Below are 24,284 nucleotides of genomic sequence, written 5' to 3'. Positions count from 1 at the left end.
TTCGGAAAGTTACGTTCGATGAGCTGACCAGCATGGCCCGTTTATGCATCTCATTCGGTTAGGCAATAGGGGCGACTTCACGTGGGTAAAAAGTTGCGACCCACAGCCTGAGCTGGTAACGTCGCCAAGCTTTACTTCTGTTTTATTACTATGGAGCAAGCTGTCAGGTTTAGCGTTTCTCTTTAGCGCTGCCAGGGCAGGCCAAATATTTATGTCATCTGTTGTGTTTCAGGTTGTAGTTGCTGGCGTTCAGCCACCTGCAGCCGTTGTGGCTTAACACTAAGCCGTTTTCATCCCGCTGCTCTCGCTTGAGTGTGAACTGTAACTAAGGTTGCAGCGGGCTCGCTCGTTTCAACAGATGAGATATGTATGCATAGTTTATTTCTGCGTGCGCCTTGGGCGCCCATGGCACTGTTTGTTCTTTTGTGGGGCAGTGCTGCCATCTTTATTCGTGTCGGATTAGACCACAGCTCTCCACTGGCTTTGCTGGTTATGCGATTTGCCTTGGCGTTGCTGGCTTTGCTGGTATTAACGACCTCATGGCGTCGTTTCTGGCCAGATAAACACCAGCGTGGGCGGGTGGCGCTGGCCGGTTTATTAATGATTGGCCTGTATTCCATTTGCTACTTCCAAGCCATGTTTCATGGCGTGACACCTGGGTTGCTCGCAACCGTGTTGGGGGTGCAGCCGATCCTTACGTTACTGCTTACGGAGCGGCGTTATTCCTGGCTTAGATTATGTGGCTTAACACTGTCTTTGTTTGGCCTGACGCTGGTGGTCTGGCAAAGCCTAGTGCAAACACAGCTATCGCTACTTGGGATAGGTTATGCCCTGGCGGCACTGGTATGTATTACCACAGGCGCCATCGTGCAAAAGGGCATCCAGCAGTCACCGCTGCAAACGTTACCGCTGCAATATGTCATTACCTTGTTGGTATTGGCACTGTGGGCACCGAGTCAGCCATTTGAATGGCAGCCGGATTGGGGCTTTTGGATACCACTGCTGTGGATGGGGCTGGTGATTTCTGTCGCCGCTCAATTGCTGTTTTATCAGCTCATTCAAGGTGGCAATCTGGTCAATGTCACCAGCCTGTTTTATTTGGTCCCCATTGTGACTGTGGTGCTGGATTTTCTGGTGCTGGGTAATCGTATGCCGATTCTAGCATTATTGGGCATGCTTACCATTTTATCCGGGCTGGCGCTGGCGTTCAGGCAATCGTAAATTTTCAAACCAGCGTAAATCCTCTGGCTGATCGATGTCGGCAATAATGCCGACGTCGTCAGTTAGCAGTAAAAACGGTTGCTGTTGTTTTATTATTTGCCGTGCACCCTGGTCGCCCTGGCACTGCAATAGCTGCTGGCGAAAGCCGGCGCTGAATCCCACCGGATGACCACGGCGTCCATCGGCTAGTTGCGGTACCACTATGTCATGTTGCTGTAACTGGCTGGCTACAGCATTAAAAGTGTTGGCACGAATAAAAGGCATATCAGCCAAAGCAATCAGCCAGCCCGATGCTTTAATGGTGGATTCAATACCGAAAGCCAAGCTATGGCCCATGCCGAGGTGCGCATTGGGGCAGTAAGCCCAATCAATGCCAGCAGCCGAGAGTTCATCAGCAATGTCTTCATCACCTGAAGCTAACACCACAAATAAGGGTAAGGATGTGGTTTGAATTGTGTCGATACTGGCTTGTAATAGGGTTTTATGATGGTCCAGTTTGGCTTTGCGTTTATCGCTGCCAAAACGGCGGGCACTGCCAGCGGCTAATAATACGACGGTAGGGCTCATAACAGCTCAGCAAAAGTGCCAGTGTATCAGCAAAGCGAATAAATGCCTGGATAAGATAAAAGAAGGCCTGTGAATCACACAGGCCAAGATATTTATAGATAGCGTTCGGTAATGGTTTGCATGGTCGCACTGTCGGCTTTTACCGCATCAATGGCTTGTTGCAATTGTTTCACCATGGCGCGATCGACATCTTTACTGAGACTAAAATACAGTTGACCTTCTTTTAGCACCCCGGCCACTTCAAAATCGTCATTATTTAAACTGGCTTGTCGAATAAACCAGCGGCCAACGTTTTCTTCATAGGCCCAAGCATCAATGCGGCCTTTATCCAACATGCGAGCTAACGACTCAGCATTGGGCACATAGCGAATATTGGCATCCACTGCACCTCGTTCGCGCGCCATCTGTTCACCGATGTCATCGCGAATGACGCCAATCACGAGACCTTTTAAGCTGCCATCGGCGGGAATGGTGACGTTCTTGTCCTTCCGTGCCAGCAGTACAATGCGAGTGTCGGCAATGGGGCCGACCCACTGAAACATGGATTCACGTTCTTCGGTGCGAGTGGTAGAAAACAGCACCACATTAGGCCCGTCTTGAGCTTGGCGGTAAGCCCGTGGCCAAGGTTGCAATTTAATATTTCCGCGGGTTACCGGACTGCCTAAGCGCTCGGTAGCGGTGACTAATAGATCCACGGCTAAGCCACGTATTTCGCCCCCTTCATGCATGTTGTAGGGCGGGTAGGATTCCGTTAAATAAGTAAGCTTGCTCAGATCAGCCTGGGCCAGGCTGGCCACACCGGCGATTAAGGTGGTGATTAATAGGCGTAACATCGCGAATCTCCATGGCGGTCGTTAACACCTAGAGCGTAGGCCAGCGGTGAGCAGGATGTGTAGAAAAAACGTCAGTGCCACACGTGACAGTCTGTTACCCCCTAAATGCCCGGTTTGCTCGCTGTTATTGTGTTGTCGCGGTCAGCGCCGCAGCGGCCTTTGCTGCAATAAGTGGGCAATGATGGAAATGGCAATCTGGTAGGGCGTGGTACTGGCAATGGGCAGGCCGATTGGGGCATGCAGCCGTTGCAATTGCTGCTCGCTGACGCCCAATTCAAACAAGCGCTGGCGTCGCGCTTGGGAAGTGCGCATCGAGCCCATGGCTCCAACGTAAAATGCACGACTGTTAAGTGCTTCCCAAACCGCCAAATCATCAACCTTAGGGTCGTGTGCCAGGGCAACTACGGCGCTGTACTCGTCATCAAAATACTGTGTTACTAATTGATCTGGCATAGCACGGCGCACGCTGGCGTAAGGACTGTCAAAGCCGTGCAAAAACTCATCGCGAAAATCGCAAATGTGTACGTCAAAACCGGCAGGTCTGGCCAGTTTGGCAAGCTCTAACGCCACGTCGGTGGCACCGCTAATCAAGAGTTGATAATCGGGCTTAAATAGCTGTTGCCAGGTTGCGCCTTGAAAGCCGGTTTGCTGGCCTTGATCGTTTGTTAAGGCAAGGCTGCCATCGGGCTTAACCTGGCGCACACAAGGTTGGCGCTCTTGCAGCTTTGATACCAGCTCGGTTAGGTGCGGCAAAGCACTGTGATCGAGGGCTTCGAGCAGGATATCCAAATGACCACCACAGGGCAGGCGATAGCGTTGGCGCTCATCTTGATCGACCCCATAGCGTTGACGCACAACCGCAGGGGTGCGAGGCATATTCGCCAGCTGAGCCAATAAGCTTTGCTCAACACAGCCCCCTGATAAAGAACCGATACGACCATGCTGTGGGCACCAGGCCATTAGCGAGCCGACCGGACGCGGACTACTGCCATAGGTGGCAGTGACGCTGGCCAACCACACGGGTTGCTGTTGTTTGAGCCAGCCAAGCAGGGTTTGCAGTATCTCGAGTTGTGCGTCAATCATGTTGCTAAGCGCAGCGGCAGCGAGCGTAAACGCTGGCCGCTGGCACGGAACACAGCATTGCTGACGGCGGCTGCCAGAGGTGGTACCCCAGGCTCACCGACCCCAGTCGGCGACTCCTCTGATGGCATTATTAGCACATCGATTTCAGGCTGCTCGTTGATCCGACAGAGTCCATAGTCGTGAAAGTTACTTTGCTGCACTTCGCCATTTTGCAGAGTAATATCGCCGTACAGGGCGGCGGTTAGGGCAAAGATAATGCCGCCTTCCATTTGTGCTTTGACGGTATCTGGATTCACCGCCAAGCCACAGTGCACGCCACAGACCACTCGTTCGACCCGAATTTGGCCGCCTTCTAACAGCCGCACATCGGCGATTTGCGCTACCCAGCTGCCAAAGCTTTTATGGATCGCCACGCCTTGCTGACAGCCGGCCAAGGGCTGGCCCCATTGCGCTCGTGCGGCAACAGCCTTCAGCAGGGCAATGGCATGGGGATGCTGCTTTAGGTAATGCAAACGAAAATCGAGTGGATCTTGTTTAGCCAAGTGGGCCAGTTCATCCACAAAGCTTTCAGTCACAAAGCCATTGTGAGAATGACCCACGCTGCGCCAATAACCCACCGGCACGCCGGGATCTGAATGCACAAAGTCGACCTTGATGGCGTTAAAATCATAAGGCAGATCACTGGCGCCTTCATAAGCGGAGGTATCGCTCGGTGCTATGATGCCTTCGCCGGCTTTGCCGGCGGCGATCAAGGCTGGAAACATAAACTTGGGTAAAAATGGATATTGCGCTGGAGCTGCGTCGTCGGCAAACCAGTCAAACACCTTAGGGTGAGCCATTCTATGCTGCCAGGCGCTGACGTTGCCTGAATCGTCGATCGCCGCTTGTAATTGATGCACGCTGGCGGGTCGATAGAAATCGTGGCGGGTATCTTCTTCACGACTCCAAATGAGCTTTACCGGCCGCTGCAATCGATCGGCAATAGCGGCACATTCAGCAACATAATCCTGCATAATGCGCCGGCCAAATCCCCCGCCGATCCAGCTGCTGTGGACCTGGATATCATCCAGGCTGTAACGACTGTGACGCGCTGCTGCCACGCGCGCCATGCTAGGAGATTGGGTCGGGGCCCAGATTTCCATGCCGGCCTCATGGGCATTGACTACACAATTTTGCGGCTCCAGCGTGGCGTGGGCCAAATGGGGCAACTGATATTCGACCTGCAATGATTGCGACGCGGCTTCTAGGGCTTGATCTACGTGGCCGTGCTCACGCACGGTATCGCCTTGCTGTTGCTCTAGCGCTTGTTGATGCAGAGCGATAATGTCGTCGCTGGACGGCGCATTGGCAGGTGTCTGCCAAGTCAGTACCAGCTTTTGCTGGGCTTTGCGTGCTTGCCAATACTGCTGAGCAACCACAGCCACGCCTTGGCGGCCAGCGGCATTGATGGTGAAGACGTCAATGACGCCGTTGGATTGTTGCGCAGCGCTAATATCAGACGCTTTAAGCTCCGCTCCCCAGGCTGGTGCTCGGGTGACCACGGCATACAGCATATTGGACAGCTCAATATCAATGCCGTAATTGGCTTGGCCGGTGACTTTAGCACGGGCATCTAAGCGCTGTTCGCCGTGGCCGATGCGTTTGAATTCACTGGCGGATTTAAGCCGCACTTCTGGCACGGGCTGTATAGCGGCTAGGCTGGCCAGCTCGCCATAGCTCAGTGAGCTGTCGTTATCTTGCGCACGGATTCTGCCGTCGCTGGCACTGAGCTGATTAACGGGTAACTGCCAGACCAGGGCAGCGGCCAGTAACAGCATTTCGCGAGCACTGGCACCGGCCGTGCGGATGCGCTCAAAGCTGCTGGCCATGCTGGTCGAGCCACCGGTAATTTGCAGTTTATAAATCGGATTATCATAGGCGCTGTCGACCCCTGCAAAGCTCACTTCAACCTGAGCGGGGTCAACTTCTAGCTCTTCAGCCAGCAAGGTCAGCAGTCCTGTGTAAGTGCCTTGGCCCATTTCAACCCGATCCAATACAAACTCGATACGGTTATCGCTGTGAATATGCAACCAGGCATTAGCCTGCCAAGCTTGTTTTGAATCGTTAGACGTTTGTGTGCTAGCGCAACCAGGCAGAGCAATGGACATTAACAGGCCGCCCGATGTGCTGGCCGATACCTGTAAAAACTGGCGGCGATTTAACTCAGTCATGGGCTTTATCCTGCTGGCGTAGCTCAACATACAGCGGGTGCTGGGCCGCTTGGTGAATGGCGGCTCGAATGCGTGGATAAGTGCCGCAGCGACACAGGTTGCCACTCATGGCTTGATCAATATCGGCATCGGATGGGCTGGGGTTATTGGCCAATAACGCACTCGCCGACATCAGTTGGCCAGACTGGCAATAACCGCACTGCGGCACATTTAAATCCACCCAGGCTTGTTGCAGCGGGTTAAGGCCGTCGCTGGGGGTAATACCTTCAATGGTGGTGACTTCTTTTCCTGCGGCCATGCTGACCGGCGTAATACAGCTGCGAATTGGCGAGCCATCAAGGTGCATAGTACAAGCACCGCATAATCCGGCTCCGCAACCAAATTTACTGCCTTTTAAACCAATCGCATCACGCACCGCCCAGAGCAGTGGCGTATCGTCGTCGATATCAAGCGGATAGTGCTGTCCATTCACCGTTAGAGTGATCATGCAGGTGCCTTATTTTCTAAGTGACCCAAGGTTACCAACGCCTCAGCGGTGCGCCAAGTGGTTTTTAAGCAATAGCCGTCTATTCGCGCCACAGCATTGCAGGCAATCACGGATGTCGCTAAAACCAACGTACCGAAATGGCAATGGTGAAGATTAAATTCACTATTAAGGTAGACAAGGATGGCCGCTAGGGCCTGTTAACACGATTTAGATCTTTGCTGCTGGAGGCCGTTTTTTCTTGAGCGAGGTAGAGGAGCGCCGTTTAACTCGTTAAACATCTCTCTCGCTACTTAGTTTAGAAATTTTCGCTCATAACAGCATGGTCGACATAGTGTTAACAGGCCCAAGCACACTGATATAACAACAATTAAGGTGTAATTATGAAATCCGCAATCTCCCTGCGTGGCCAATGGGGCCGTCAATGTTTTAACGCCAGCGTTGCTCTGATGGTGAGTTTATCGGCGACTCAGGCATTGGCCATGAGTTCAACGCCAGATACTGACCCATTAGAGGAGTTTAATAGCAGCTGGGCCGGAACAGCCCTAGCGTTACAACGTGGCTTGGACGACGATGCGCCGTTGGCAAACAATAATATTATCGGCACCCACAACAGCTATAACTCCGAAGCCTATCGCAACGCCACGCGTTACCTGGACCCACAGCAAAAACATAGCATTGAAGAGCAGTTGCGATTAGGTGCACGTTTTATTGAGTTAGATGTGCACTGGACGGCCCATACCCATGGCTGGCCATGGCAGTGGGGAACCGATTTATTATTGTGTCATTCTGGCATTGGTCAGGAGTGGGGAGATTTGCATGTTGGTTGCAGTCTGACAGACCGACGAGTCAGTGAAGGCTTGGCGGAAGTGAAAAACTGGCTGAATGATAATCCCCAAGAAGTCATTATTTTATATTTTGAAGATCACTCCGATGGCCATCACCAGCAGTTGATGGATCTTTTAAATAATAGCCTTGGCGATAAAATTTATGCCAGCGGCGGTTGCCGCAACATCCCTAATACATTGACTGAAAATCAGGTGCGCCAAGCTGGAAAACAGGTCATATTTTGGAAAGACGGCGGCTGTTCTGATAACAGTGCGATGAAGCAGTTGGCATTTACCGGCTTAGGCGAGATTGATCGTGCCTGGGAAGACAGAACGGGTGTCGGCGCTATTGGTGCGATTTTTACCGGTGGTAAGGTCAAGCGTATTGAGGCGGCTGATGTTCGCCAGTTGTTTAAAAATGGTGGCAATATCGTCAACTTGGATGACATGGATCATAACGACGATCGTTTAACCGCGGCGATTTGGTCCTGGGATGTGAATGAGCCCAATAATGCCAATGGCAACCAAGACTGTGCTGTGCAATGGCAGAATGGTCGTTGGGACGATAGCGAATGTAGCCAACAACACTTTTTTGCTTGTGTCGATGGCAATAATCAATGGCAAGTGAGTAGTTGGCAGGGCAGTTGGAATCAAGGCCAGCAGGCTTGTCAGCAACTCGGACAAGGCTACCGCTTTGCTGCACCGACCAACAGTAAAGATAACCAGGCGCTGATCGAAGCACGTGGTGGTATTACCCATGTGTGGCTGAATGCTCATGATCAAAGCAGCGAAGGGAGCTGGCAGGTCAATCAGTAATAAACGCGAGGGAGCATCTGAGTAATTCGCTGCCTACTTTGGATCGTGCAGGGCTGTGTAGAATTATTCAGAGGTTCACTATTGGCATTAGGGCATGCTGATAACGCCAGCTTGCCCTGATTCCATCTTTAGGTAACTCATCACAGCGATGCATTTTAAGTATTGTCCTTTCACTAGGTCACATTGCCCAAGCTCATAGACTCTGGTTTATACTCAGATATTGTGCGGTATCAATATGAGTGGGGCTATGCCTACGGTATCAGAGCGTTTATTGCTGGCGGCGTGTGAACTGTTTCTTGAACAAGATTTTCATCACGTCAGTATTCGTGCCATTGCCGACCGGGCGCAAACGACCAGCGCCATGATCAAATACTACTTTAATAATAAACAGGGCCTATTTGAGGCTATGATACGGCAGGAATACAGTCGTATTTTGGATATCCTGCACGACATTATTGCCCAGCAGGGCTTATTAAATTTCACTGACGTGATCAACCGGGTTATGGCTGTTTATGAAGAAAACCCGAATATGCCAAAGTTCATCATTCGAACCTATATGCTCAGGCAAGGCCCTGGAAGTCGTTTTATGGAAAGTACTTTTGAGTACGAGCGGAAAATGGTGCAGCAATGGGTTGATAAAGTTATTCAACAAGGCAAGGTGGACGCAGCCACCGATGCCGAAGTGGTGCGTATTGCCTTTATGTCGTTAACCTTATTGCCTTGCCTGATGCAGCCGCTATTGCTAGATAGCTATGGTCATGATGAGTATCAAAGGTTTCGCCAACAATATGCCGAATTTAGCGGTGCTATGCTGCTGGCGGCGGTTAAGCCACCAAAATAGATCGAGTACTCAAGATAATTAATTCCTTCGCTTGCTGTAAGTGCTGTTTTAGCACCAACCGACTGCAATAGCGTAAATCGATAGCGAGTGAGGTCAGGCAGGCCCTCTATGAGGCTGTTAATCAAATTATTGAATTTGATTAACAGCATTGCTTGGTGATGGGCATCGAAGTGGGCGACCATGGTCATATCAGGCTTCAGCCAATATGAGTGACGTTATGCAGGCCATTGTTCAAACACGCTGTGGAAAACCCGAAGTACTAACGCTGACAGAATGTCCGGCGCCGACCATTAGAGCACATGAAGTGCTGGTACAAAATCTGGCAACCAGTGTAAATCCAAGAGATTGCCTTATTCGTGCGGGGCGCTATCAACTGCAATTTCTGCTGCCCAAAACTCCCTTTATTCCCGGCAGTGACTGTTATGGTCGAGTTCTTGAATGCGGCCCTGCAGTATCGGGGTTATGTCCTGGAGACTTGGTGTTTGGGTTAAAAAATCCTAGTCATGGTCTGGGGTGTTATGCCCAGCAAGTGGCCATTTCGGCGAACCAATTGGTCAAAGCACCGAGCAATTTATCAGCCGAGCAGGTGGCCGGTGTGCCCTTATGTGCGCTAACTGCCTGGCAGGCATTGGTGGAACTTAGCAACATTCAGGCTGGCCAGCGTATCTTGATTATTGGTGCCAGCGGTGGTGTTGGTCATCTTGCGGTACAAATTGCCCGTCATAAAGGCGCTGTGGTTGAAGCCACGTGCAGTGAAAAAAACGCTACAGTGGTACAATCGTTGGGAGCACAAACCGTCTATGACTACCACCATCAGACGCTGTCTTCATTGCAACCTCAATACGATGTGATATTCGATACCATAGGCCAAAGCCAGCCTCAGCAGGCGATCAGAAAGCTAACGCCTCAGGGCACTTTTGTCACCACTGTGCCATCGATGCAGGCGTTGGTGAAAACCGTGTTAAGTCGTGTGTTAACCGTGATGAAGATTCCACACCGCCGCTGTCGCGTGGTTATGGTAAAGCCATCGAAGTCGCAACTGGCTGAGATCAGTCGGCTGTTAACAATAGGTGCTATTACGCCTGTGGTGGATTCTGTGTATGCCATGGCCGATATAGCCCAGGCGCATCTGCGCAGTCAGAGTCGGCGTGCGGTTGGCAAAATCATTATTCGCACCGAATAAGCCCATGCAAGAATCTTTCGAATCTAAGTTGTGGCGTTGGGGCGGGAATTTATTCCCTGCTTACCGTCGCAGTGGCGCTCGTATCACCTTTGTTTCAGCCTGCTTTCATCGGGTCGATATTGCGTTGCCCTGTAACTGGCGAACCAAAAATCATATGCGGATTACCTGGGGAGGCAGTCTATATGCTGCCGTTGATCCAATATACGCGGTTATGTTGTACCGGATACTCGGCAGACGATATCGTGTTATCGACCGTCAGGCAGATATTCAGTTTATTAAACCCAGCCGCGAAACCTTGTTTGGCTACTTTCGTTTATCACATCAACAAGTGCAAAATATCCAACAACAGCTGAATGATTCTAAGCGCGCCCGCATTGGCCTTGTTATTGAATTGGTAAATCAACAAGGCCTGGTTCATATGCGTTGCATAAAAGAGCTACAGGTTGATTCTGGTGAAAACCATCAGCAGTCGGGAATAGTGAAGCCATTAACATAGTCACCCCGGCCAGATTATTCTGGCCGGGTGCGTATCGCTGAGCTATTGCTGCAGGCGGTTTTCCAGGGTTAAGCGCACGTTGCTGACACGGTCTTCCCAGTCGTAGTTTTGCTCATCCACTTTTTTCAGCACAGTGCCACCGACATTCCTAACGAGGCTACGTTTTTGCCGTAGGTTAGACGACTGACTAAGCTCATCATCTGTCAGCGGAATCGCAGGCCCTGCGGTGATGTGATACTGGCTAGCATCGACTGTGGTGAATTTTCCGGTCATGGGGACTACGTGGCGACGTTTAGTGCTGCTGCCTAGGGCCCAGCGTAATGAATCGGCACCATGCTCCTGGATCATCCAATCCCAGTCCCAGGGACCATAGCCATTAATGTGTTTATGCAGGTATTGGTCGAGCATGTCTTCTGCTGCGTTGAGTTGGTTGCGACCACCAAAGGTATACTTTTCCCAGGGACGATCTGTGGGGTGATCGGTTCTGGCATTGCCGCCCCAGCGCAAAAAGTTTTCAAACGTGAGGTGGTAGTCCATATACATATTGGCTTGATACGGAATATCGGCTTTTTGTTTAAAGAAGGTAATGGTGATTTCCCGCTGACTGCGGGCAGGGACAATGGCGCGATATTGAGCACTTTGAGAGACGGTATCGCTGTTGCCATTGGTTTCGCTCCAGCCTTGGCTGGCACTGAACTCTGCTTTTATTTCAGTTTTTCCGCCGAAGAGTTTGAGGCCAAATTCGTAGCTGTTGGTAATGCCGATGGTTTCAGTAAAAGAAAAGTTATCCTGTTTTGACCAGCTTTCCGTTTCGTTATAGGTTAAGGTAGCAACCTTGGTATCGTCGGTATTTCCCTCATTTCTTACAATATAGGTGACGGTTTTAATCGGCTCTCTGTCGTAAACCTGAGCCTCACCTAACTGCAGCTCGCCTGGGTTAGTGATAAACCGAATATTTGAAACTTCCATCTTCAGTCGCTCACTGGCGCGGTAGCCACTGGCATTGGCATCGTTGGCGTTGTATCTGGCTTGTAAGGTGTATAAATCGGAGTTGTTTTGCGTGATGCTGAAGTCTTCTCCAACATACTGAGAACCGGTGCCTCCACACCAGGCAAAGCCCATAAAATGCGCCATATAAGCCAATGGCCGATGGAATTCTGGATCGGAAATAATGCTGTATTTTAGATTGGCGGCGTCCTGTTGTGCATAGAGTTTATCGCCATAATTTGGGATATCGTCTGAAGTTGCGGCCAAAGAAATAGAGGAAAGAGTGATGGCCGACACGGCGACGGCCAGTTTGCAGTGATTAATAAACATGCTGAGTACCTTAATTATTATTGGAGCATGCATTCACTAACTTGGGTACTTCCTGATCACCAAAGTCTGAGAAAGCACAGGCATGGTGGAACAGTCGATGCTGTAAGCGCAATTAGTAATGGCGCAAGTGGTGTACGACTATGATCTAGCTTAGCTTTGGTACTTTGTCATGATTGCTGGGTTGCAATGCCTGAACTGACGTTCTTCTGATAAAAAAGTCAATATTTATGGGTATTTTTGTTGGCTCGTAAAACTGTGAACAGATCGATGTCGTTATATGTTTTTTATCAATTATTTATGGGCAAATTGATTGGTCTTAACCACTAAATAAATGTGGGTATTTGGGGCGGTTTAAGGAAAATGGAAAGCCAGGCCCAGTTGATTCTGGGCCAAGATGTCACCTCGATAGAGCCGGTTAATATTATTTGATAATATTGTTACTAACTGGCTGGGCTGACTCCAACCACTAAAAAGTATAACAAGCTCTAGGCTATTGCTTTTCGCCCATTTGGCGTTGAAGGCGGGCCATAAACACGGGTTGCAGTACCGCCAACACCGCGGCTAATACTGAAAGGGCCGCAATATTTTGCAAAGCGCCGTGCTCATCTTGGCTAAGAATCCAAGTTGACACTATGCCACCCATGGCCGTTGCCGCATGTTGTACCGCTGTTTTTAACGACATAAAGGCGGCTCTTTGCTCAGGAGGCGGCACCCAACTTAACTGCGTATTGACGGCGACGCTTAAACTGGTACGAATGAGCATAAAACTAACAAACATCACCATCACTGGCAGCCACCATTGGGTATGGATAAAAGTGACCCATAACACGATTAAATAACCGACCGTGACGACCCAAGACACTTTAACCGGGCCGAAATAATCGCTACAGCGTCCGGCCAAACGCATACTGAAAAAGCTCAAAATGCCGCCGACTAAATACAGCATGCCAATATCTTCACGCGGATAACTCATATTGATCTGATAAAAGGTCGACAGATGCGGAATGAGTAAAAAGCCGGACATCACAGAAATTGCCAACATCACTAGTCCCAGACGCGCTGGGCCTGGCCGATACAGTAATGGCCAAGACGGCGGTGGATTAACACTGTGCTGTGCCTGCTGCTTGGGCAACATCATGGCGGCTACCAGGGTTAACAGCAGTGTCAGCCCGCCTATTACCCAAAACGGTGTATGCCAAGTGCCAAGGCGTGCGAGTTCTAATCCCACTGGTACACCTAACACTGATGCTAAGGAAAAGGCTCCGGCTACTTGTCCCATGGCCCGGCCCCTGCGTTCGGCGGGAATGGCATCAATTAAAATCGCCATGGCCAATGCCATGGCAGGGCCACCAAAAGCTCCGGCTGCGGCGCGTGCCAGTAATAGGGAAAGGGTATCAAAAGACAGGGCAGCCGCTGTGGTGCTGATCGCTAAGCCAAATAAGCAAAACACCATGGCACTTCGTCTGGCAAAGCGATCAAGCCAGGTTGAGGCGATTAATGAACTGATGGTGCCGCCGACGGCATAGACGCCGGTGACAATGCCCATCTGTGACGTGGCTATTCCCAGCCCAGCAGACAGGTCTGGCCCAAGGGGCGCGACCATCATGAAATCGACGATGTTAATAAACTGGACGGCCGCAATCAGCACAACCAGCCAGCGTTCACTAAAGGCAGGAGAGGGTGACATACACATACAATGGCGGTAGTTGGGCACATACCTTAGGGGTTGCCAGCCCGTTGTGGCAAGCGCCTGCGGCAGAATGCACTGTTGCAAATCCTAAAGTGCAGTTGCAACTGTACTGGTCAGTATTTGCACCACTGATTCTGTTGCCTTATCGCCGACAAGCTACTCTGTAGCGCTGTTCTACTTGTTGGTGAAATGCTTTATGAAAACCATTGGCCTGATCGGCGGAATGAGCTGGGAATCCACGTTGACCTATTACCAGATGATCAATCGCGGCGTGCAGCAACGCCTGGGTGGTCTGCACTCGGCCTCACTGCTGATGTCCAGCTTGGACTTTGCTATGGTCGCTCAATGGCAGGCCGATGGCCATTGGGATCGGTTAACACAACTGTTATGCGACCATGCGCAAAAGCTGCAGCAAGCCGGTGCTGATGCGGTCATGATTTGTACCAATACCATGCACAAGCTGGCTGGGCAGGTTGAAGAGGCGGTTAATATTCCATTACTGCATATTGCTGATGCCACCGCTGCTGCGTTACAGCAGCAAGGCATCACTGAGGCTGGCTTGTTGGGCACACGCTTTACCATGGAGCAGGGGTTTTATGCGGATCGTCTTAGCCGCTTTGCTATCGATACATTAATCCCAACGCCAGAGCAGCGTGACATCGTACACAAGGTGATTTACGAAGAGCTGTGCCGTGGCCAGATAAGGGATGAATCCCGGCAGCAGTACTGCGCCATTATCAACGACTTACAGCAGCGCGGTGCGGGTGCAGTGATTTTGGGTTGTACCGAGATTGGTTTGCTGGTGCAGCCCGAACACAGCCAAACCTTGTTGGTCGATACCTGTCAGGTACATGCTGAAGCTGCGGTAGAGTGGATGTTAACCGACCATTAAGTTTTTGCGTCGTTGCAATATGGCCAAGAGCTTGCCCAGGTTCTGCCTGGGCCGGTTTTACCACGGTTTATTGGCAGATTTAGTTTCGTTTAAAAGCACCAAGCTCAAACCGATAAGGGTTAGGTTGGTCGTCACTGGATTGAAAGCTTCCATCAACAGCTGGGGTTGCAAGGCAGCGACAAAGCCTAACAAGCCCATGAGTGCCATGATATTGAGTACTACAACCGCCGTTGATCGGTAGAATATAAAAAACACCACGGCAAACAGTAATTCCGAGATTCCCGCCACCTTAGTAATCACATAAGAGATATCATCGGCAAAACCAAAACTTGCCGTCATCAGCTTTTCTAATGGAGCGACGTGCAGCAGTTTTGGAACTAGGCCATGGTAGAGCCAGCTAAAGCTGATCAGATAACGGGCGATCTGTGCAGACGACATTGAGTGTTCCTCATTCAGCGATTGAAAAGCAGATATGTTTAAACAAGGATGTTAAAAAATCAGCCAGATTGTACACCTTTAACATACGATCAGGGCTCACTTAAATGGTGAGCCTGTTTGGGGTGGTTATCGGCACCGTTTAATGGCCCAATAGGAACAGGAGTCATGATTCCTTTAATTCCTTTGCCGACATTCTGAATCGGCCAACTTCAATAAGGTAGGTATCCTGTGCTGGCCATGCATGGTTTGAATGCACTGCTTGGCATCGACAAGCTCAATCCCTAAGCAAGTAATAAACAGTGGTTTTTTACTCGCTCCACGCAACAGCGCGCACTGATCAGGTGTGTTGGTAAAACGATTTTTAGCAACACCTATAATGGGGATTTTCCCTTTTAAATGTTTAAATAGATGTGCGCCTAAGCCTGGTTTTTCCTCTTCACCGAGGGTGACGTAGCCATCAATAATGATCATCTCTACGTCTTCTGATATCTGCTGCAGTAAAGCAAGAATGCAAGGCAGTTCGCGCTTGTAAAAGCTTCCTGGTTCATAGGGTTCAATATCGCTCACCTGAATGCAGACTTTTTTATGGAAGTCAGGGCTGTGCCAGTCATTGAATAATATGCCTGCTACCCAGGCGCTGTCGTCTTGGTAATGAACGTCAATAGCAAGTTTCATGTGAGAGGATAAGGCCATGCTAAGGGGAGTGATAGTTGGAGCGCTAAGGGTTTAACGCAGCTAATTGTATAGCTTGCTGTATTAAACACAAGCAAAGTGGTTTTGGGGTTGCTTTGATTCCTTCACTGAAACCTTGACAGCAAATGCAGCATATAAAACTTAGCAATGAGATCAATATGGCCCTTGGCGGGGAACCTATAAAGGGCTTAACGGCGAGTCAATTTAGGACTCACCTAAGATAGATACTGCGATTACCCAAGGACCACTTCCACGGAAAACCGACCCCAAATCAGCACAAATGTGAATTTACAGTGGCATAATAGGAATGCAAATATCGCACTCAAACTGTCCGCTGTTTTTATCGTAATCTGCACCGGGCCGGTAATACTCGAAGCAAGGGCGGTTGTCGAGCTGATAACCGCTACTGGGAAGCCAGGTTTTAAGCAGCTCAGCCCAGCTGCTAGCAAGCTTATCAACCTGGTCATAGAAGGTATGAACGGCATATAAACCACCGGGTAAAGTCGTTTTTATCGCATCGCCCTGGATAACAAAGTCGTCAGCTACTTCTGCGCAGGCATCATAACGACAATGCTCTGGGGCAGTGATACTCGGGTCGTCATGGCCTATGCCGTATCTGGCATGGTCGTCAGGTAGTTGATTGAGTTGTGCCCAGGGCATATAGACCTCGCTCCAGAAGCGTGATACTGACTGGCCATACGGCCCTTGGTGTCGCAGATAAGCAATGGTCACAGGCGCACGTTCGATCAATGATACTTTCATGCTGCATTCTCCTGGCTGTAGGTTTGAAATAGCAGCATAAGACTTAGTTGATACCAAAACCTGATCGATATTGCTGTCTGTGTTATTGGGTTGTTTTTTTCGCCAGCGGCTGGGAGAGCATAAGAAGTGGCGAGCAAAGGCACGACTAAACGCCTCTCCCGAGGTAAAGCCAACGGCTAACGCAATATCCAATACCCGACTTTTAGGTTGAGATAACAGTCGAACGGCAGCGATCTCTAACCGACGTCGGCTGAGATAGTCACCGAGTGTATAGCCCGTTAGGGCAGCGAACAGTCTATGAAAGTGATACGGAGAAAAATGCGCCACCTGTGCCAGGGTTACCAGCGTTAGTGGCTGGTCGATATGCTGATCAATATAGGCCAGTACTCGATGCATACGAACCCTATACTGCTGTGTTGATTTCTCTGTATCGGGCGCTAGGGTGGGTTTCATCTTGCCTATTTCTTCAATACCGACGCTTAGCTATATATTGGGAGTATCATATATCTATCATTGATTAGAGTGAATGCTGACTTCCATACGGCTTAGATGTCTACTTTTTCGTCATAAAACATTATCAAGTATAGATATCGATTTTTACTTAATACGAAAGTATTATTTGACAGTTCTTGACCTTGGGATGGTTAAAAAATAGATTGCGCCTCCCCTTAACTCGTCAACAAGGAAAGGCGATGAATCTAGCAAGAAGCTTGTATTCAAAAATAAAAGTATCAAGTCTGATAGTTAAATTGACACTTTTGTCAGTTTTTTCATCTCAGGCCGTAGAAATGACTGACTGGCAGACTATAACAGGCCTATCGGATTTTAAAAAACAGACAGGTACAAAACAAGTTCAGGTCTGTATCGTTGACTCTGGTGTGGACAGCAACCACCCAGATTTATCTGGCAGTGTAATTAGTGGCGACAATATATCCGGATTGCCATATTGGTATGATGATAAGTTTGGTCATGGTAGTCATATTGCTGGTATTGTTGCCAATCTGTCGAATGGATATGACCTTAATATTCATTCGCAGAATGTTGCTGCCATCAACATAGATGGTGTCCCTATTGTGAAAGATGCGGATCTTGTTCGGGCTATCGAGAATTGCATTACAGCGCAAGCTAATATAATAAATTTATCACTTACTGGCCTAACCCCTTCAGCTGAAGTTAGGAATGTAATCGATCGTGCTGTGTACGAAAACTCAGCTATTGTCGTAGCTGCAGCTGGGAATCATCATGGCAGTTCATCATATGATCAAGACTATATTACTTTTCCCGCAGGCTATTTTAACGTTATCTCCGTCGGTGCAGTAGAAGCAGATCAAAGTCTTGCGAGCTTTAGTGCTCGCAACCAGGGGGTCGACTTAGTTGCTCCTGGCGTCAACGTTTATTCATCTTTTACCACTCAGCGTTTTATTGTTGATGAAATTGTCGACCCAAGCGGCTTGTCTTTGAAGGCAGTCCAGTTAGATTATGGCCAGTGGCAGTATCCTCATCAACTATCAAGTAACGCTGACTGTTATACCCAGCTAAATAACGATATTGTTGCACAGCAATTTTTAACAGGTTCTTTAACTCAGGCCCAGCATGACTTTTTGCAGAGTGCTTCACAGCAGTGCAAAGGCTCTGGGGGGCAGTTGCAAGTTTTATATTACGATCCAGTAAAGCTGGATATGGTCATAGACCGTCTTAATTATCCGATCGATCAGCCCACCTTATTGGTATCGACATCGCTCAGTAGTGATGAATTGGCAGCAAGGCAGTGGCAGATTAACCAGCAGCAGTCCCCTAGCTTAATGTTATCAGGAACGTCACAGGCTGCCGCAATTGTATCGGCTGGTATAGCCAAGCTCTGGTCATTGAACCCTGACGCCAGTCGTAACGACTTGCTACAAGCTGTACGAATGACATTGGCTAAAGAAAGCCAAGAACTGGGATACGGTGATGGTTTAGTGCAGTTTGATAAAGCGCATCGTGTTTTGAACAGTGAGAGTGTCGATTCAGATCTGGCATCTCAGTGTGATCAAGGCTGGTATATCAATGCACCTTATTATGCTGGTGATCGGGTGACTTATGATGGCGAGCAGTATTTGGCATTGACAGATAACCACGGGATATTGCCGTCTGAATCATCCAGTTGGCGTTGGTTAGCAAGTTGCAATGAGTCAGCACGACCACGCTTGGGTTACATTGCGGTGGGCGACAATGGCTATCAATTAGAGGGCGAAAAGAGAAAGTATAACTCACTGTGCAGTAGTTATCTGGCTAGTTGTGGTGGTTTGGGTCACTCTGGGTTTGGTAACCTGCCGGTTGTTTATGCTGAGGTGCCCAGTAGTATGGGCGGGAACTGGTCTTCTTTGCAGCCGGTCGACTTTGTGAATATCAATCCATTCTATAACGAGGGGGGAGGTAGAGTCGGTGGCGGAGCTTTTCGTGGTAGTATAACTGGAGGAGGCGGGCCAACTGCTTCGCAAGGGCTTGCAGGGTTATCGTTCAGTCAAATGAAGATAGCTCTTAAATCTGCCCAGATTGCAAAAAAAGGTTCTACAGTTATAGGCCATGCTCTCTCAAAACATGCCGGTCGTAAACCTGAAATTTGGGGCAAGATGACAGGGTCAATGAAAACTTGGAATGATCAGGCTTTGAAACATTTTAGAGCAGTTGTTAATGGGCCAGGTGAATTTAAAACGGTCCTGAGTAATGGTAGAAACTTCCTTGAGAAGAGACTGGATGACGGTAGAGGTGTCCGATTAAATATGGATTTTACTTTTAAGACTTTCGTAGATTGAGGCTTGTTGTGGGCGAAGTTTGTGAAGTTGTTTTTGAGTGTGATGAAAGTACTGATATCTTTCAGCTGATATGTTCTTTGAAAGATAGATCAAAAGGGATGTCAAATTTTCAGTGTAGTGAAAATTTTGACTTTATGGCTGGCCTAGAGTTCTCGGAAGCGACCATTGGGCAGATCGTTGACTTCGACGGTAGTCTGACAATGCTATTTCATTTGAAAGAACTCAACTTTGATGGGGCCTTGGTTGATTTCGTCCAATTTCGATTGGTCAAGTATGATACTAGGTTTGATGTGGAGTTGAGCTTTGACATCTGTGACCTTGATCTGTCCTTTGATAAACAATTTGTTGATTGTCTACACAACTTTTCAGAGAATTTGGCTTTGACGTTTGGTATCTCATGCTTTTACGCTGGTATGGAACCGGCCTGTGATTCGGATACCAGATTGTTTACTAACGATAGGTTGGGGCCTATATGTCTAAATTAAATTTTAAAGGCTTTATGGAATTTCTAGGTTTTTCAATTGTTGATGTCCTTTTTATGAATTAATTTGGTTCTTGATATTTTGGAATTTATTCTTTAAATCCTCATGAGCGGTTAGGGGAGTATCCCTGGCCGCTAGTATAAGTTTCTTGAATGAACTGCTCTTGGATATGGGTCATGTTGCAAATATGAAAGTCTAAGAATGCTTAGTATTTGGATGATGATAGTCTAAGGTTAAGTGCTAGAACTGTTTGGTATATGCTCTATTTATACGGCTATTGATATCGCTAAAGCCGCCGGGATCCGATGTTGGACCCCAGTGGTTGGTTGTTGAGGTGATTTTATGTGTTTGGCTCTACGGTTTTTAGGAGACTGAGATAATGATCAATCAGGTCTGGCGAGTTAATGGCCTCGTCGTGGCCTGCAATGATGGTTTTGATATCGAGGTTCAGGTCTTTTAGTTTTTGTAATGTCTTAGGGTACTCTTCAACATTAGCGTCAGAAAGATTGCCTAACTTTGTTTTAAGAATGCAACTGGCGTACAGAACTTTCTCTTCTGGCATGTATACCATAATGCCATCGGATGTGTGTGATTCGCCAAGATATAGGGTCTGAATAGCTCCTGCTAAGAGTTCATCATTGTCTTTGATGATTTTGTTCGGCAGAGCTAAAGGTATATCCGGGTAGCCATCTAACATGGTTTTCATCTTGTCTGCCATAGAGGCAAATGACCGCTTCATCAGGTCGTAGGTCTTTTGGGTGGCGTATATGTCGATGCCTTGTTGGCGCCAATAAGCGTTGCCGCCCGCTCTATCTGGGTGGTAATTGGTGTTAATAACCGCTGTGACTGGCTTGTCAAAGCGCGATTGCAACTCTTGGTGCAGTAAACTCGCTGTTTTGGGGCTCCAGGTGGCGCCAAGTAGGATGATTTCTTCTTCTCCAATATAGGCGGCCGAGTTCTCCAAGTAATAGAAGCTGTCTTTGATAACGAATACTCGTTCATTGTCTGCAAGTGCCTCTATAGAAATACTCTCTTTGGCTATTGATGTTATTGATAATATTAGTAGTGTTAGTGCAATAAGTGGCTTAAAGGTCATTGTCTTGGTCATTTTGCTGGTGTTTGATTCGGGTTTGTTAAGTGTTTTGCTTGCTAGTCGGTTGTGATTGCTAATGCTTGCTCTGTAGTGATATAGCGATTGATTGGGTTAGCATACAGAGGGTTAACAGATCTGGTAACTAGACAATGGTAAAGGTTTGCTAGCTGTCTTTGGCTATGTCTGATTGGCTGAGTGTCGCGGAGCAGAATCCGTGTTTATCAACGATTTAAAAAGCTTTGGATTATGCATGAAACTTTTAAATCTAAACTGGTTTGACTAATGTAATGCCTAAGCCGGTACCAATAAAGGTCATGCCCGATCCAGTATTGAAGACTTTAACAGTACCTGGTTTGTGCTTTAACCAGCTTGATAGCTTAGTCGCCGAAATACCCATTAAGCCAAATCCAATGCTGGTGAGCAGCGCAAACCATATTCCATACATCAGCATTTGTGTTGTCACTGATGCTGCTTGAGGGTCGATAAACTGTGGGATAAAGGCCAGCACAAATAAACCAGGCTTGGGGTTAAGGGCGGCAGACAAAAAGCTGGTCATAAATAGCCTGGCGAATGTCTTACTGGGCTGGGTTTCTAGCGAAAACAGAGCGTCGGACTTTAGTGCTTTTATACCGAGCCAGATTAAATAGCTGGCTCCAACTATCTTCACCAGCAAAAACACCTGCTCTGAGCTGTGAATCAGCAGGGTGAGGCCTAAGGTGGCGGTTAATACATGAAATAAAATTCCCGCTCCCGATGCTAACGCCGATAGGCAAGCAGCCCGTTTTCCCTGGCTGAGTCCACGCGCCATGGCTAATAAATTATCTGGGCCCGGGGTAAATACCAGTAACAGGCAGGCCAGTGTATAGGGAAAAAATACCTCAGCAGCGAACATGGTGGCTCCGGTGTTAGTAGCCCGCTGATAGAAAATTTAGCGGGCTAGAGCAAACTATAGCGCTGAGGTTTTATCAGGTTTAGAACAAAATTGCTGAGTTGCTCGAAGCGTCCAGCAATGGGCGCTTCGAGCAGGCTGGGGGCGAGGATTAGCTTGCGGTGTAGAGGCGGAATACCCGGGTAACTTCGGTAAACTGCTCGCGGAAACGTCCACGTACCGTGGCTGTTAGGGTGACGGTTTGGCGACCAAACTGGCTACTGACTGCGCCGGTTTTGGCATCTATCGCAGCCGAGTTACTGTGCCAGCTGACACTGGCATTACCCAGTTGGCTGGGCAAATACAAATCCTGGCTAACCTCGTTAGGGTCGCTGTTGGCGCCTAGTATGCGCTCTAACGTCAGCGCTTGCAGGGCGTTGGCCATGGCATTGCCAAAGCGCTGGCCATAGCTGAGGCTGCGAATAACTCGGCCATTTTCTCCCAGCATTAACAGTTGATCCTGTTGCAACGCCAGTTTTTTAGTCGACGCCAGCGGCTGTAACCGTTCAATCAGCTCCACGTCAGGCAAGCGGTATAAAAACAGCTGGTGATCCTGGGTCAGTACCGCTAAATGATCACGTTGTGGACTGATATCCATATCCAGAACTTGGGCATTTAACCGAATGCGTTGCTCGGTTGTTGGTTGCGCTAAATTGCCGGCGTATAAAATCACCAGCTCGTGGCCAGTTTCTTCCACCAACGCGATGCGTTGTTGCTGGTCAAATAAAAATGCTTTTTTGACCGCCGCTAGGTTGCTCTCTTGTGACCAACCGATCTGCTGCAAACTATTGACCGACACTATGCTCAGCCCTTGAGGCTCATTGGTGCTGACCAGGGCTAGGCTGCCATCGGCGCTAGCGCTGATATGGTTAATACTGGCAGCGCGGTTATAGGGGGCGTAATAGCCGCCGATCTGGCTAAGATCATCAAGATCGAGGCGGAATAGGCGTTGATCGGTGGCTGCCAATAACACCTGCTCGTTATCCGATATGGCCAGCTGTTTAAAGGCGGTATTGGCGCAAAAGGCATCGCTGTTATTGCTTACACCACCATTGTCGGGCTGACTTGGCTCACTCGGCTGGCTGGGCTCGGTTGTTATTGTGGTGGCAGAGGCCATCACATCATATTGCGGCTCTGGCATGCGCTTTTCGCCTGCAGCCACGCTGACCTGGGCGCTACCAGCGGTATTGCCATTATCTGTTGTATTGCCACTGTTGTCGGAGCCGGACCCGGTGCCTGTGTTGTTGCCAGTATTGGTGCCGCTGTTATTGCCGTTGTTCGTGGTGCCGCCGTTTTGATTGCTTGTGCTCGCGTCCGTGGCATTGAGGGAGATCTTGTGCACACCGGCGTTACTGCCACTGTCGTCCGGGCAGGCAATATTGCGACTGCTGCCAGCGCTTAGCGATCCGCCATTAATCAAATAAATGGATTCATTGCTGCTGGCCGGTTGGATGACTTGGATATTACTTAAGGCACGATCGCCAATATCCAGGTCATCAACGGGTAGGGTGACGCCACCATCCACCACGGTAGCGCCACTGTGGCCATCGTGATCGTCATCATCATCGTCGTCATCCAGAATCTGATGCATCGATTGGCTGCTTACCGTTTGGCTGCCAATCGTGTTGTTGCTGTTATTGCTCTGGCTGGTTTCACTTTGCTGACCATTATTCCAAATAACCAGGCGCTCGTCGGCACTGGCAGCAACCACAAAATCGCCAATAGGGGCACGACCCAAGGTGCTGTATTGATCACCCATCTGGCTGTTAAGTCGGCCGAGTACTAGCTGCGGTTGCTGGCACTGGGAGATGACGCTGTCTAATTCAACACTGACATCAAAGCGGCGTTGTAACACCATTTCATCCACCACGGCTGCGACAACACAATAAGGGTTGTGCTCGCTATAGCTCGCCACGGCTTGATTGATGCTGTCTTGGATCTGCAGGCTTTCTGCTTCAGGGCCAGGCTGATACAGGGCATTGCTAAACGACAGTTGTGGAAATAATCCTTCTAAATAGCGCGCCGCCTGTAATGCACGCACTTCCGAGGTGGTATCGGAAGCGCTGCTCAGGGTCGGGTTAAACAGCATTTCATTGTTAATTAAAGTGGTGAAGGCGGTAATGACCTGGGCGCCGTCCGGGGCGCTAAGAAATTCTTTGCCGTGGGCGCGGCGAATATAGGGCCCACCTAACGAACCATCGAGCTTTAACTCTGCCTCGCCTTCGCTGTCATTGCATTGGCCATCCAGGTTCCAGTCAGCGCATTCTCGCTGGCTGCTCGTTTGGGTTAGCTTGTCATCATCGTCGTGCTGCTTATCACTGACCTGACAGGCGCTCAAACTCAGGCCCAAAGTCACAGAAATGACAGATTTACTTATCAATAAATGCCGGTCAGACCGGAAGCGCAGTAACGGGCTGAAACACCCCATGGTGGCGTCCTTGTAGCAGTAAGGCTGAGTTACATTAGATAAATCAATAACTTACCTAGGTAATTCAGGATCGGGAGGAATGGTTATGGGCGCCGATATTAGTAAAGTAATGTAGCAATTGCAAACCACTATCATTTGCACTACCATCCGCGCCCATTACCTGATAGTGCTGAATGCCTCGTCTGACACAGCGCTTTTGAATCAC

The 24,284-nt window shown here is 49.1% G+C and carries 21 protein-coding genes; 8 read left to right on the top strand and 13 right to left on the bottom strand.

All coding sequences use genetic code 11. The features are described 5' to 3' along the window. The first annotated feature begins 369 nt into the window (after positions 1–369). The gene (locus AC55FS_RS16905; RefSeq protein WP_496933446.1) at positions 370–1,221 is read left to right on the top strand and encodes a DMT family transporter; all 852 of its coding nucleotides are present in this window, start codon (positions 370–372) and stop codon (positions 1,219–1,221) included. Here the strand turns inward: AC55FS_RS16905 and AC55FS_RS16900 are convergent. The 5 genes from AC55FS_RS16900 to AC55FS_RS16880 all read right to left on the bottom strand — a co-directional run bounded on the left by AC55FS_RS16900 (position 1,186) and on the right by AC55FS_RS16880 (position 6,401). After that, the gene (locus tag AC55FS_RS16900) at positions 1,186–1,788 is read right to left on the bottom strand and encodes a nucleotidyltransferase family protein (RefSeq protein WP_496933445.1); all 603 of its coding nucleotides are present in this window, start codon (positions 1,786–1,788) and stop codon (positions 1,186–1,188) included. The two genes, AC55FS_RS16905 and AC55FS_RS16900, sit on opposite strands and share 36 nt — an antisense overlap. 92 nt (positions 1,789–1,880) lie before the next feature. Continuing rightward, a complete protein-coding gene (locus AC55FS_RS16895; RefSeq protein ID WP_496933444.1) occupies positions 1,881–2,621 on the bottom strand; it encodes a substrate-binding periplasmic protein in 741 nt (246 codons plus the stop codon). Positions 2,622–2,762: 141 nt separating this feature from the next. Then, positions 2,763–3,704: an XdhC family protein gene (locus AC55FS_RS16890; protein ID WP_496933442.1), complete on the bottom strand. Its 942-nt coding sequence runs from the start codon at positions 3,702–3,704 to the stop codon at positions 2,763–2,765. Continuing rightward, positions 3,701–5,914, bottom strand: coding sequence for a xanthine dehydrogenase family protein molybdopterin-binding subunit (locus AC55FS_RS16885; protein ID WP_496933441.1), 2,214 nt, complete (start codon positions 5,912–5,914; stop codon positions 3,701–3,703). Before AC55FS_RS16885 ends, AC55FS_RS16890 begins: the two co-directional genes overlap by 4 nt. Next, positions 5,907–6,401 (bottom strand): (2Fe-2S)-binding protein, encoded by a 495-nt coding sequence (locus AC55FS_RS16880; RefSeq protein ID WP_496933440.1) that lies wholly within the window; start codon positions 6,399–6,401, stop codon positions 5,907–5,909. Before AC55FS_RS16880 ends, AC55FS_RS16885 begins: the two co-directional genes overlap by 8 nt. 380 nt (positions 6,402–6,781) lie before the next feature. Here AC55FS_RS16880 and AC55FS_RS16875 point away from each other — a divergent pair, with 380 nt between their 5' ends. From AC55FS_RS16875 to AC55FS_RS16860, 4 genes are all read left to right on the top strand, one after another. After that, positions 6,782–8,041, top strand: a complete 1,260-nt coding sequence (locus AC55FS_RS16875; protein ID WP_496933439.1) for a phosphatidylinositol-specific phospholipase C domain-containing protein — start codon at positions 6,782–6,784, stop codon at positions 8,039–8,041. 247 nt (positions 8,042–8,288) lie between these two features. Further along, positions 8,289–8,882, top strand: coding sequence for a TetR/AcrR family transcriptional regulator (locus tag AC55FS_RS16870; RefSeq protein WP_496933438.1), 594 nt, complete (start codon positions 8,289–8,291; stop codon positions 8,880–8,882). A 205-nt stretch (positions 8,883–9,087) separates the two neighbouring features. Next, complete coding sequence (locus AC55FS_RS16865) at positions 9,088–10,065, top strand: NAD(P)-dependent alcohol dehydrogenase (RefSeq protein WP_496933437.1); 978 nt, start codon at positions 9,088–9,090, stop codon at positions 10,063–10,065. A gap of 4 nt (positions 10,066–10,069) precedes the next feature. After that, the gene (locus AC55FS_RS16860; RefSeq protein WP_496933436.1) at positions 10,070–10,561 is read left to right on the top strand and encodes a DUF4442 domain-containing protein; all 492 of its coding nucleotides are present in this window, start codon (positions 10,070–10,072) and stop codon (positions 10,559–10,561) included. Between the two features lie 42 nt (positions 10,562–10,603). Here AC55FS_RS16860 and AC55FS_RS16855 read toward each other — a convergent pair whose 3' ends face one another. Further along, positions 10,604–11,878 (bottom strand): aerolysin family beta-barrel pore-forming toxin, encoded by a 1,275-nt coding sequence (locus AC55FS_RS16855; protein WP_496933435.1) that lies wholly within the window; start codon positions 11,876–11,878, stop codon positions 10,604–10,606. 490 nt (positions 11,879–12,368) lie between these two features. After that, the gene (locus AC55FS_RS16850; protein ID WP_496933434.1) at positions 12,369–13,565 is read right to left on the bottom strand and encodes an MFS transporter; all 1,197 of its coding nucleotides are present in this window, start codon (positions 13,563–13,565) and stop codon (positions 12,369–12,371) included. Between the two features lie 199 nt (positions 13,566–13,764). Here AC55FS_RS16850 and AC55FS_RS16845 point away from each other — a divergent pair, with 199 nt between their 5' ends. Then, positions 13,765–14,460 (top strand): aspartate/glutamate racemase family protein, encoded by a 696-nt coding sequence (locus AC55FS_RS16845; RefSeq protein ID WP_496933432.1) that lies wholly within the window; start codon positions 13,765–13,767, stop codon positions 14,458–14,460. Between the two features lie 57 nt (positions 14,461–14,517). Here the strand turns inward: AC55FS_RS16845 and AC55FS_RS16840 are convergent, their stop codons facing one another. From AC55FS_RS16840 to AC55FS_RS16830, 3 genes are all read right to left on the bottom strand, one after another. After that, positions 14,518–14,898 carry a DoxX-like family protein gene (locus AC55FS_RS16840; protein WP_496933431.1) on the bottom strand — a complete coding sequence of 127 codons (381 nt, stop codon included), beginning with the start codon at positions 14,896–14,898 and terminating at the stop codon, positions 14,518–14,520. Positions 14,899–15,072: 174 nt separating this feature from the next. Then, the gene (locus AC55FS_RS16835; RefSeq protein ID WP_496933430.1) at positions 15,073–15,573 is read right to left on the bottom strand and encodes an endonuclease V; all 501 of its coding nucleotides are present in this window, start codon (positions 15,571–15,573) and stop codon (positions 15,073–15,075) included. A gap of 306 nt (positions 15,574–15,879) precedes the next feature. Further along, positions 15,880–16,806, bottom strand: coding sequence for an AraC family transcriptional regulator (locus AC55FS_RS16830; protein WP_496933429.1), 927 nt, complete (start codon positions 16,804–16,806; stop codon positions 15,880–15,882). 239 nt (positions 16,807–17,045) lie between these two features. On the opposite strand from AC55FS_RS16830, the gene AC55FS_RS16825 reads away from it, so the two are divergent. Then, a complete protein-coding gene (locus AC55FS_RS16825) occupies positions 17,046–19,148 on the top strand; it encodes a S8 family serine peptidase (protein WP_496933428.1) in 2,103 nt (700 codons plus the stop codon). Between the two features lie 8 nt (positions 19,149–19,156). Next, a complete protein-coding gene (locus AC55FS_RS16820) occupies positions 19,157–19,633 on the top strand; it encodes a Cdi1I family immunity protein (RefSeq protein WP_496933427.1) in 477 nt (158 codons plus the stop codon). Between the two features lie 337 nt (positions 19,634–19,970). Here AC55FS_RS16820 and bla read toward each other — a convergent pair whose 3' ends face one another. The 3 genes from bla to AC55FS_RS16805 all read right to left on the bottom strand — a co-directional run bounded on the left by bla (position 19,971) and on the right by AC55FS_RS16805 (position 23,989). After that, positions 19,971–20,726, bottom strand: a complete 756-nt coding sequence (gene bla, locus AC55FS_RS16815; protein ID WP_496933426.1) for a subclass B2 metallo-beta-lactamase — start codon at positions 20,724–20,726, stop codon at positions 19,971–19,973. A 262-nt stretch (positions 20,727–20,988) separates the two neighbouring features. Then, positions 20,989–21,615, bottom strand: a complete 627-nt coding sequence (locus tag AC55FS_RS16810) for a LysE family translocator (RefSeq protein WP_496933425.1) — start codon at positions 21,613–21,615, stop codon at positions 20,989–20,991. A 148-nt stretch (positions 21,616–21,763) separates the two neighbouring features. Further along, positions 21,764–23,989, bottom strand: a complete 2,226-nt coding sequence (locus tag AC55FS_RS16805) for an immunoglobulin-like domain-containing protein (RefSeq protein WP_496933424.1) — start codon at positions 23,987–23,989, stop codon at positions 21,764–21,766. Between the last annotated feature and the right edge of the window lie 295 nt (positions 23,990–24,284).

It is taken from the genome of Bacterioplanes sp. CLAM21, assembly GCF_059641015.1.
The sequence above is the reverse complement of the archived record's forward strand: the minus strand, read 5'-3'. Positions and strand labels throughout refer to the sequence as shown.

Coding starts and splice junctions, on each gene's coding strand:
- AC55FS_RS16905 (WP_496933446.1), top strand. CDS start 370: ATGCATAGTTTATTTCTGCGTGCGCCTTGGGCGCCCATGGCACTGTTT.
- AC55FS_RS16900 (WP_496933445.1), bottom strand. CDS start 1,788: ATGAGCCCTACCGTCGTATTATTAGCCGCTGGCAGTGCCCGCCGTTTT.
- AC55FS_RS16895 (WP_496933444.1), bottom strand. CDS start 2,621: ATGTTACGCCTATTAATCACCACCTTAATCGCCGGTGTGGCCAGCCTG.
- AC55FS_RS16890 (WP_496933442.1), bottom strand. CDS start 3,704: ATGATTGACGCACAACTCGAGATACTGCAAACCCTGCTTGGCTGGCTC.
- AC55FS_RS16885 (WP_496933441.1), bottom strand. CDS start 5,914: ATGACTGAGTTAAATCGCCGCCAGTTTTTACAGGTATCGGCCAGCACA.
- AC55FS_RS16880 (WP_496933440.1), bottom strand. CDS start 6,401: ATGATCACTCTAACGGTGAATGGACAGCACTATCCGCTTGATATCGAC.
- AC55FS_RS16875 (WP_496933439.1), top strand. CDS start 6,782: ATGAAATCCGCAATCTCCCTGCGTGGCCAATGGGGCCGTCAATGTTTT.
- AC55FS_RS16870 (WP_496933438.1), top strand. CDS start 8,289: ATGCCTACGGTATCAGAGCGTTTATTGCTGGCGGCGTGTGAACTGTTT.
- AC55FS_RS16865 (WP_496933437.1), top strand. CDS start 9,088: ATGAGTGACGTTATGCAGGCCATTGTTCAAACACGCTGTGGAAAACCC.
- AC55FS_RS16860 (WP_496933436.1), top strand. CDS start 10,070: ATGCAAGAATCTTTCGAATCTAAGTTGTGGCGTTGGGGCGGGAATTTA.
- AC55FS_RS16855 (WP_496933435.1), bottom strand. CDS start 11,878: ATGTTTATTAATCACTGCAAACTGGCCGTCGCCGTGTCGGCCATCACT.
- AC55FS_RS16850 (WP_496933434.1), bottom strand. CDS start 13,565: ATGTCACCCTCTCCTGCCTTTAGTGAACGCTGGCTGGTTGTGCTGATT.
- AC55FS_RS16845 (WP_496933432.1), top strand. CDS start 13,765: ATGAAAACCATTGGCCTGATCGGCGGAATGAGCTGGGAATCCACGTTG.
- AC55FS_RS16840 (WP_496933431.1), bottom strand. CDS start 14,898: ATGTCGTCTGCACAGATCGCCCGTTATCTGATCAGCTTTAGCTGGCTC.
- AC55FS_RS16835 (WP_496933430.1), bottom strand. CDS start 15,573: ATGAAACTTGCTATTGACGTTCATTACCAAGACGACAGCGCCTGGGTA.
- AC55FS_RS16830 (WP_496933429.1), bottom strand. CDS start 16,806: ATGAAACCCACCCTAGCGCCCGATACAGAGAAATCAACACAGCAGTAT.
- AC55FS_RS16825 (WP_496933428.1), top strand. CDS start 17,046: ATGAATCTAGCAAGAAGCTTGTATTCAAAAATAAAAGTATCAAGTCTG.
- bla (WP_496933426.1), bottom strand. CDS start 20,726: ATGACCTTTAAGCCACTTATTGCACTAACACTACTAATATTATCAATA.
- AC55FS_RS16810 (WP_496933425.1), bottom strand. CDS start 21,615: ATGTTCGCTGCTGAGGTATTTTTTCCCTATACACTGGCCTGCCTGTTA.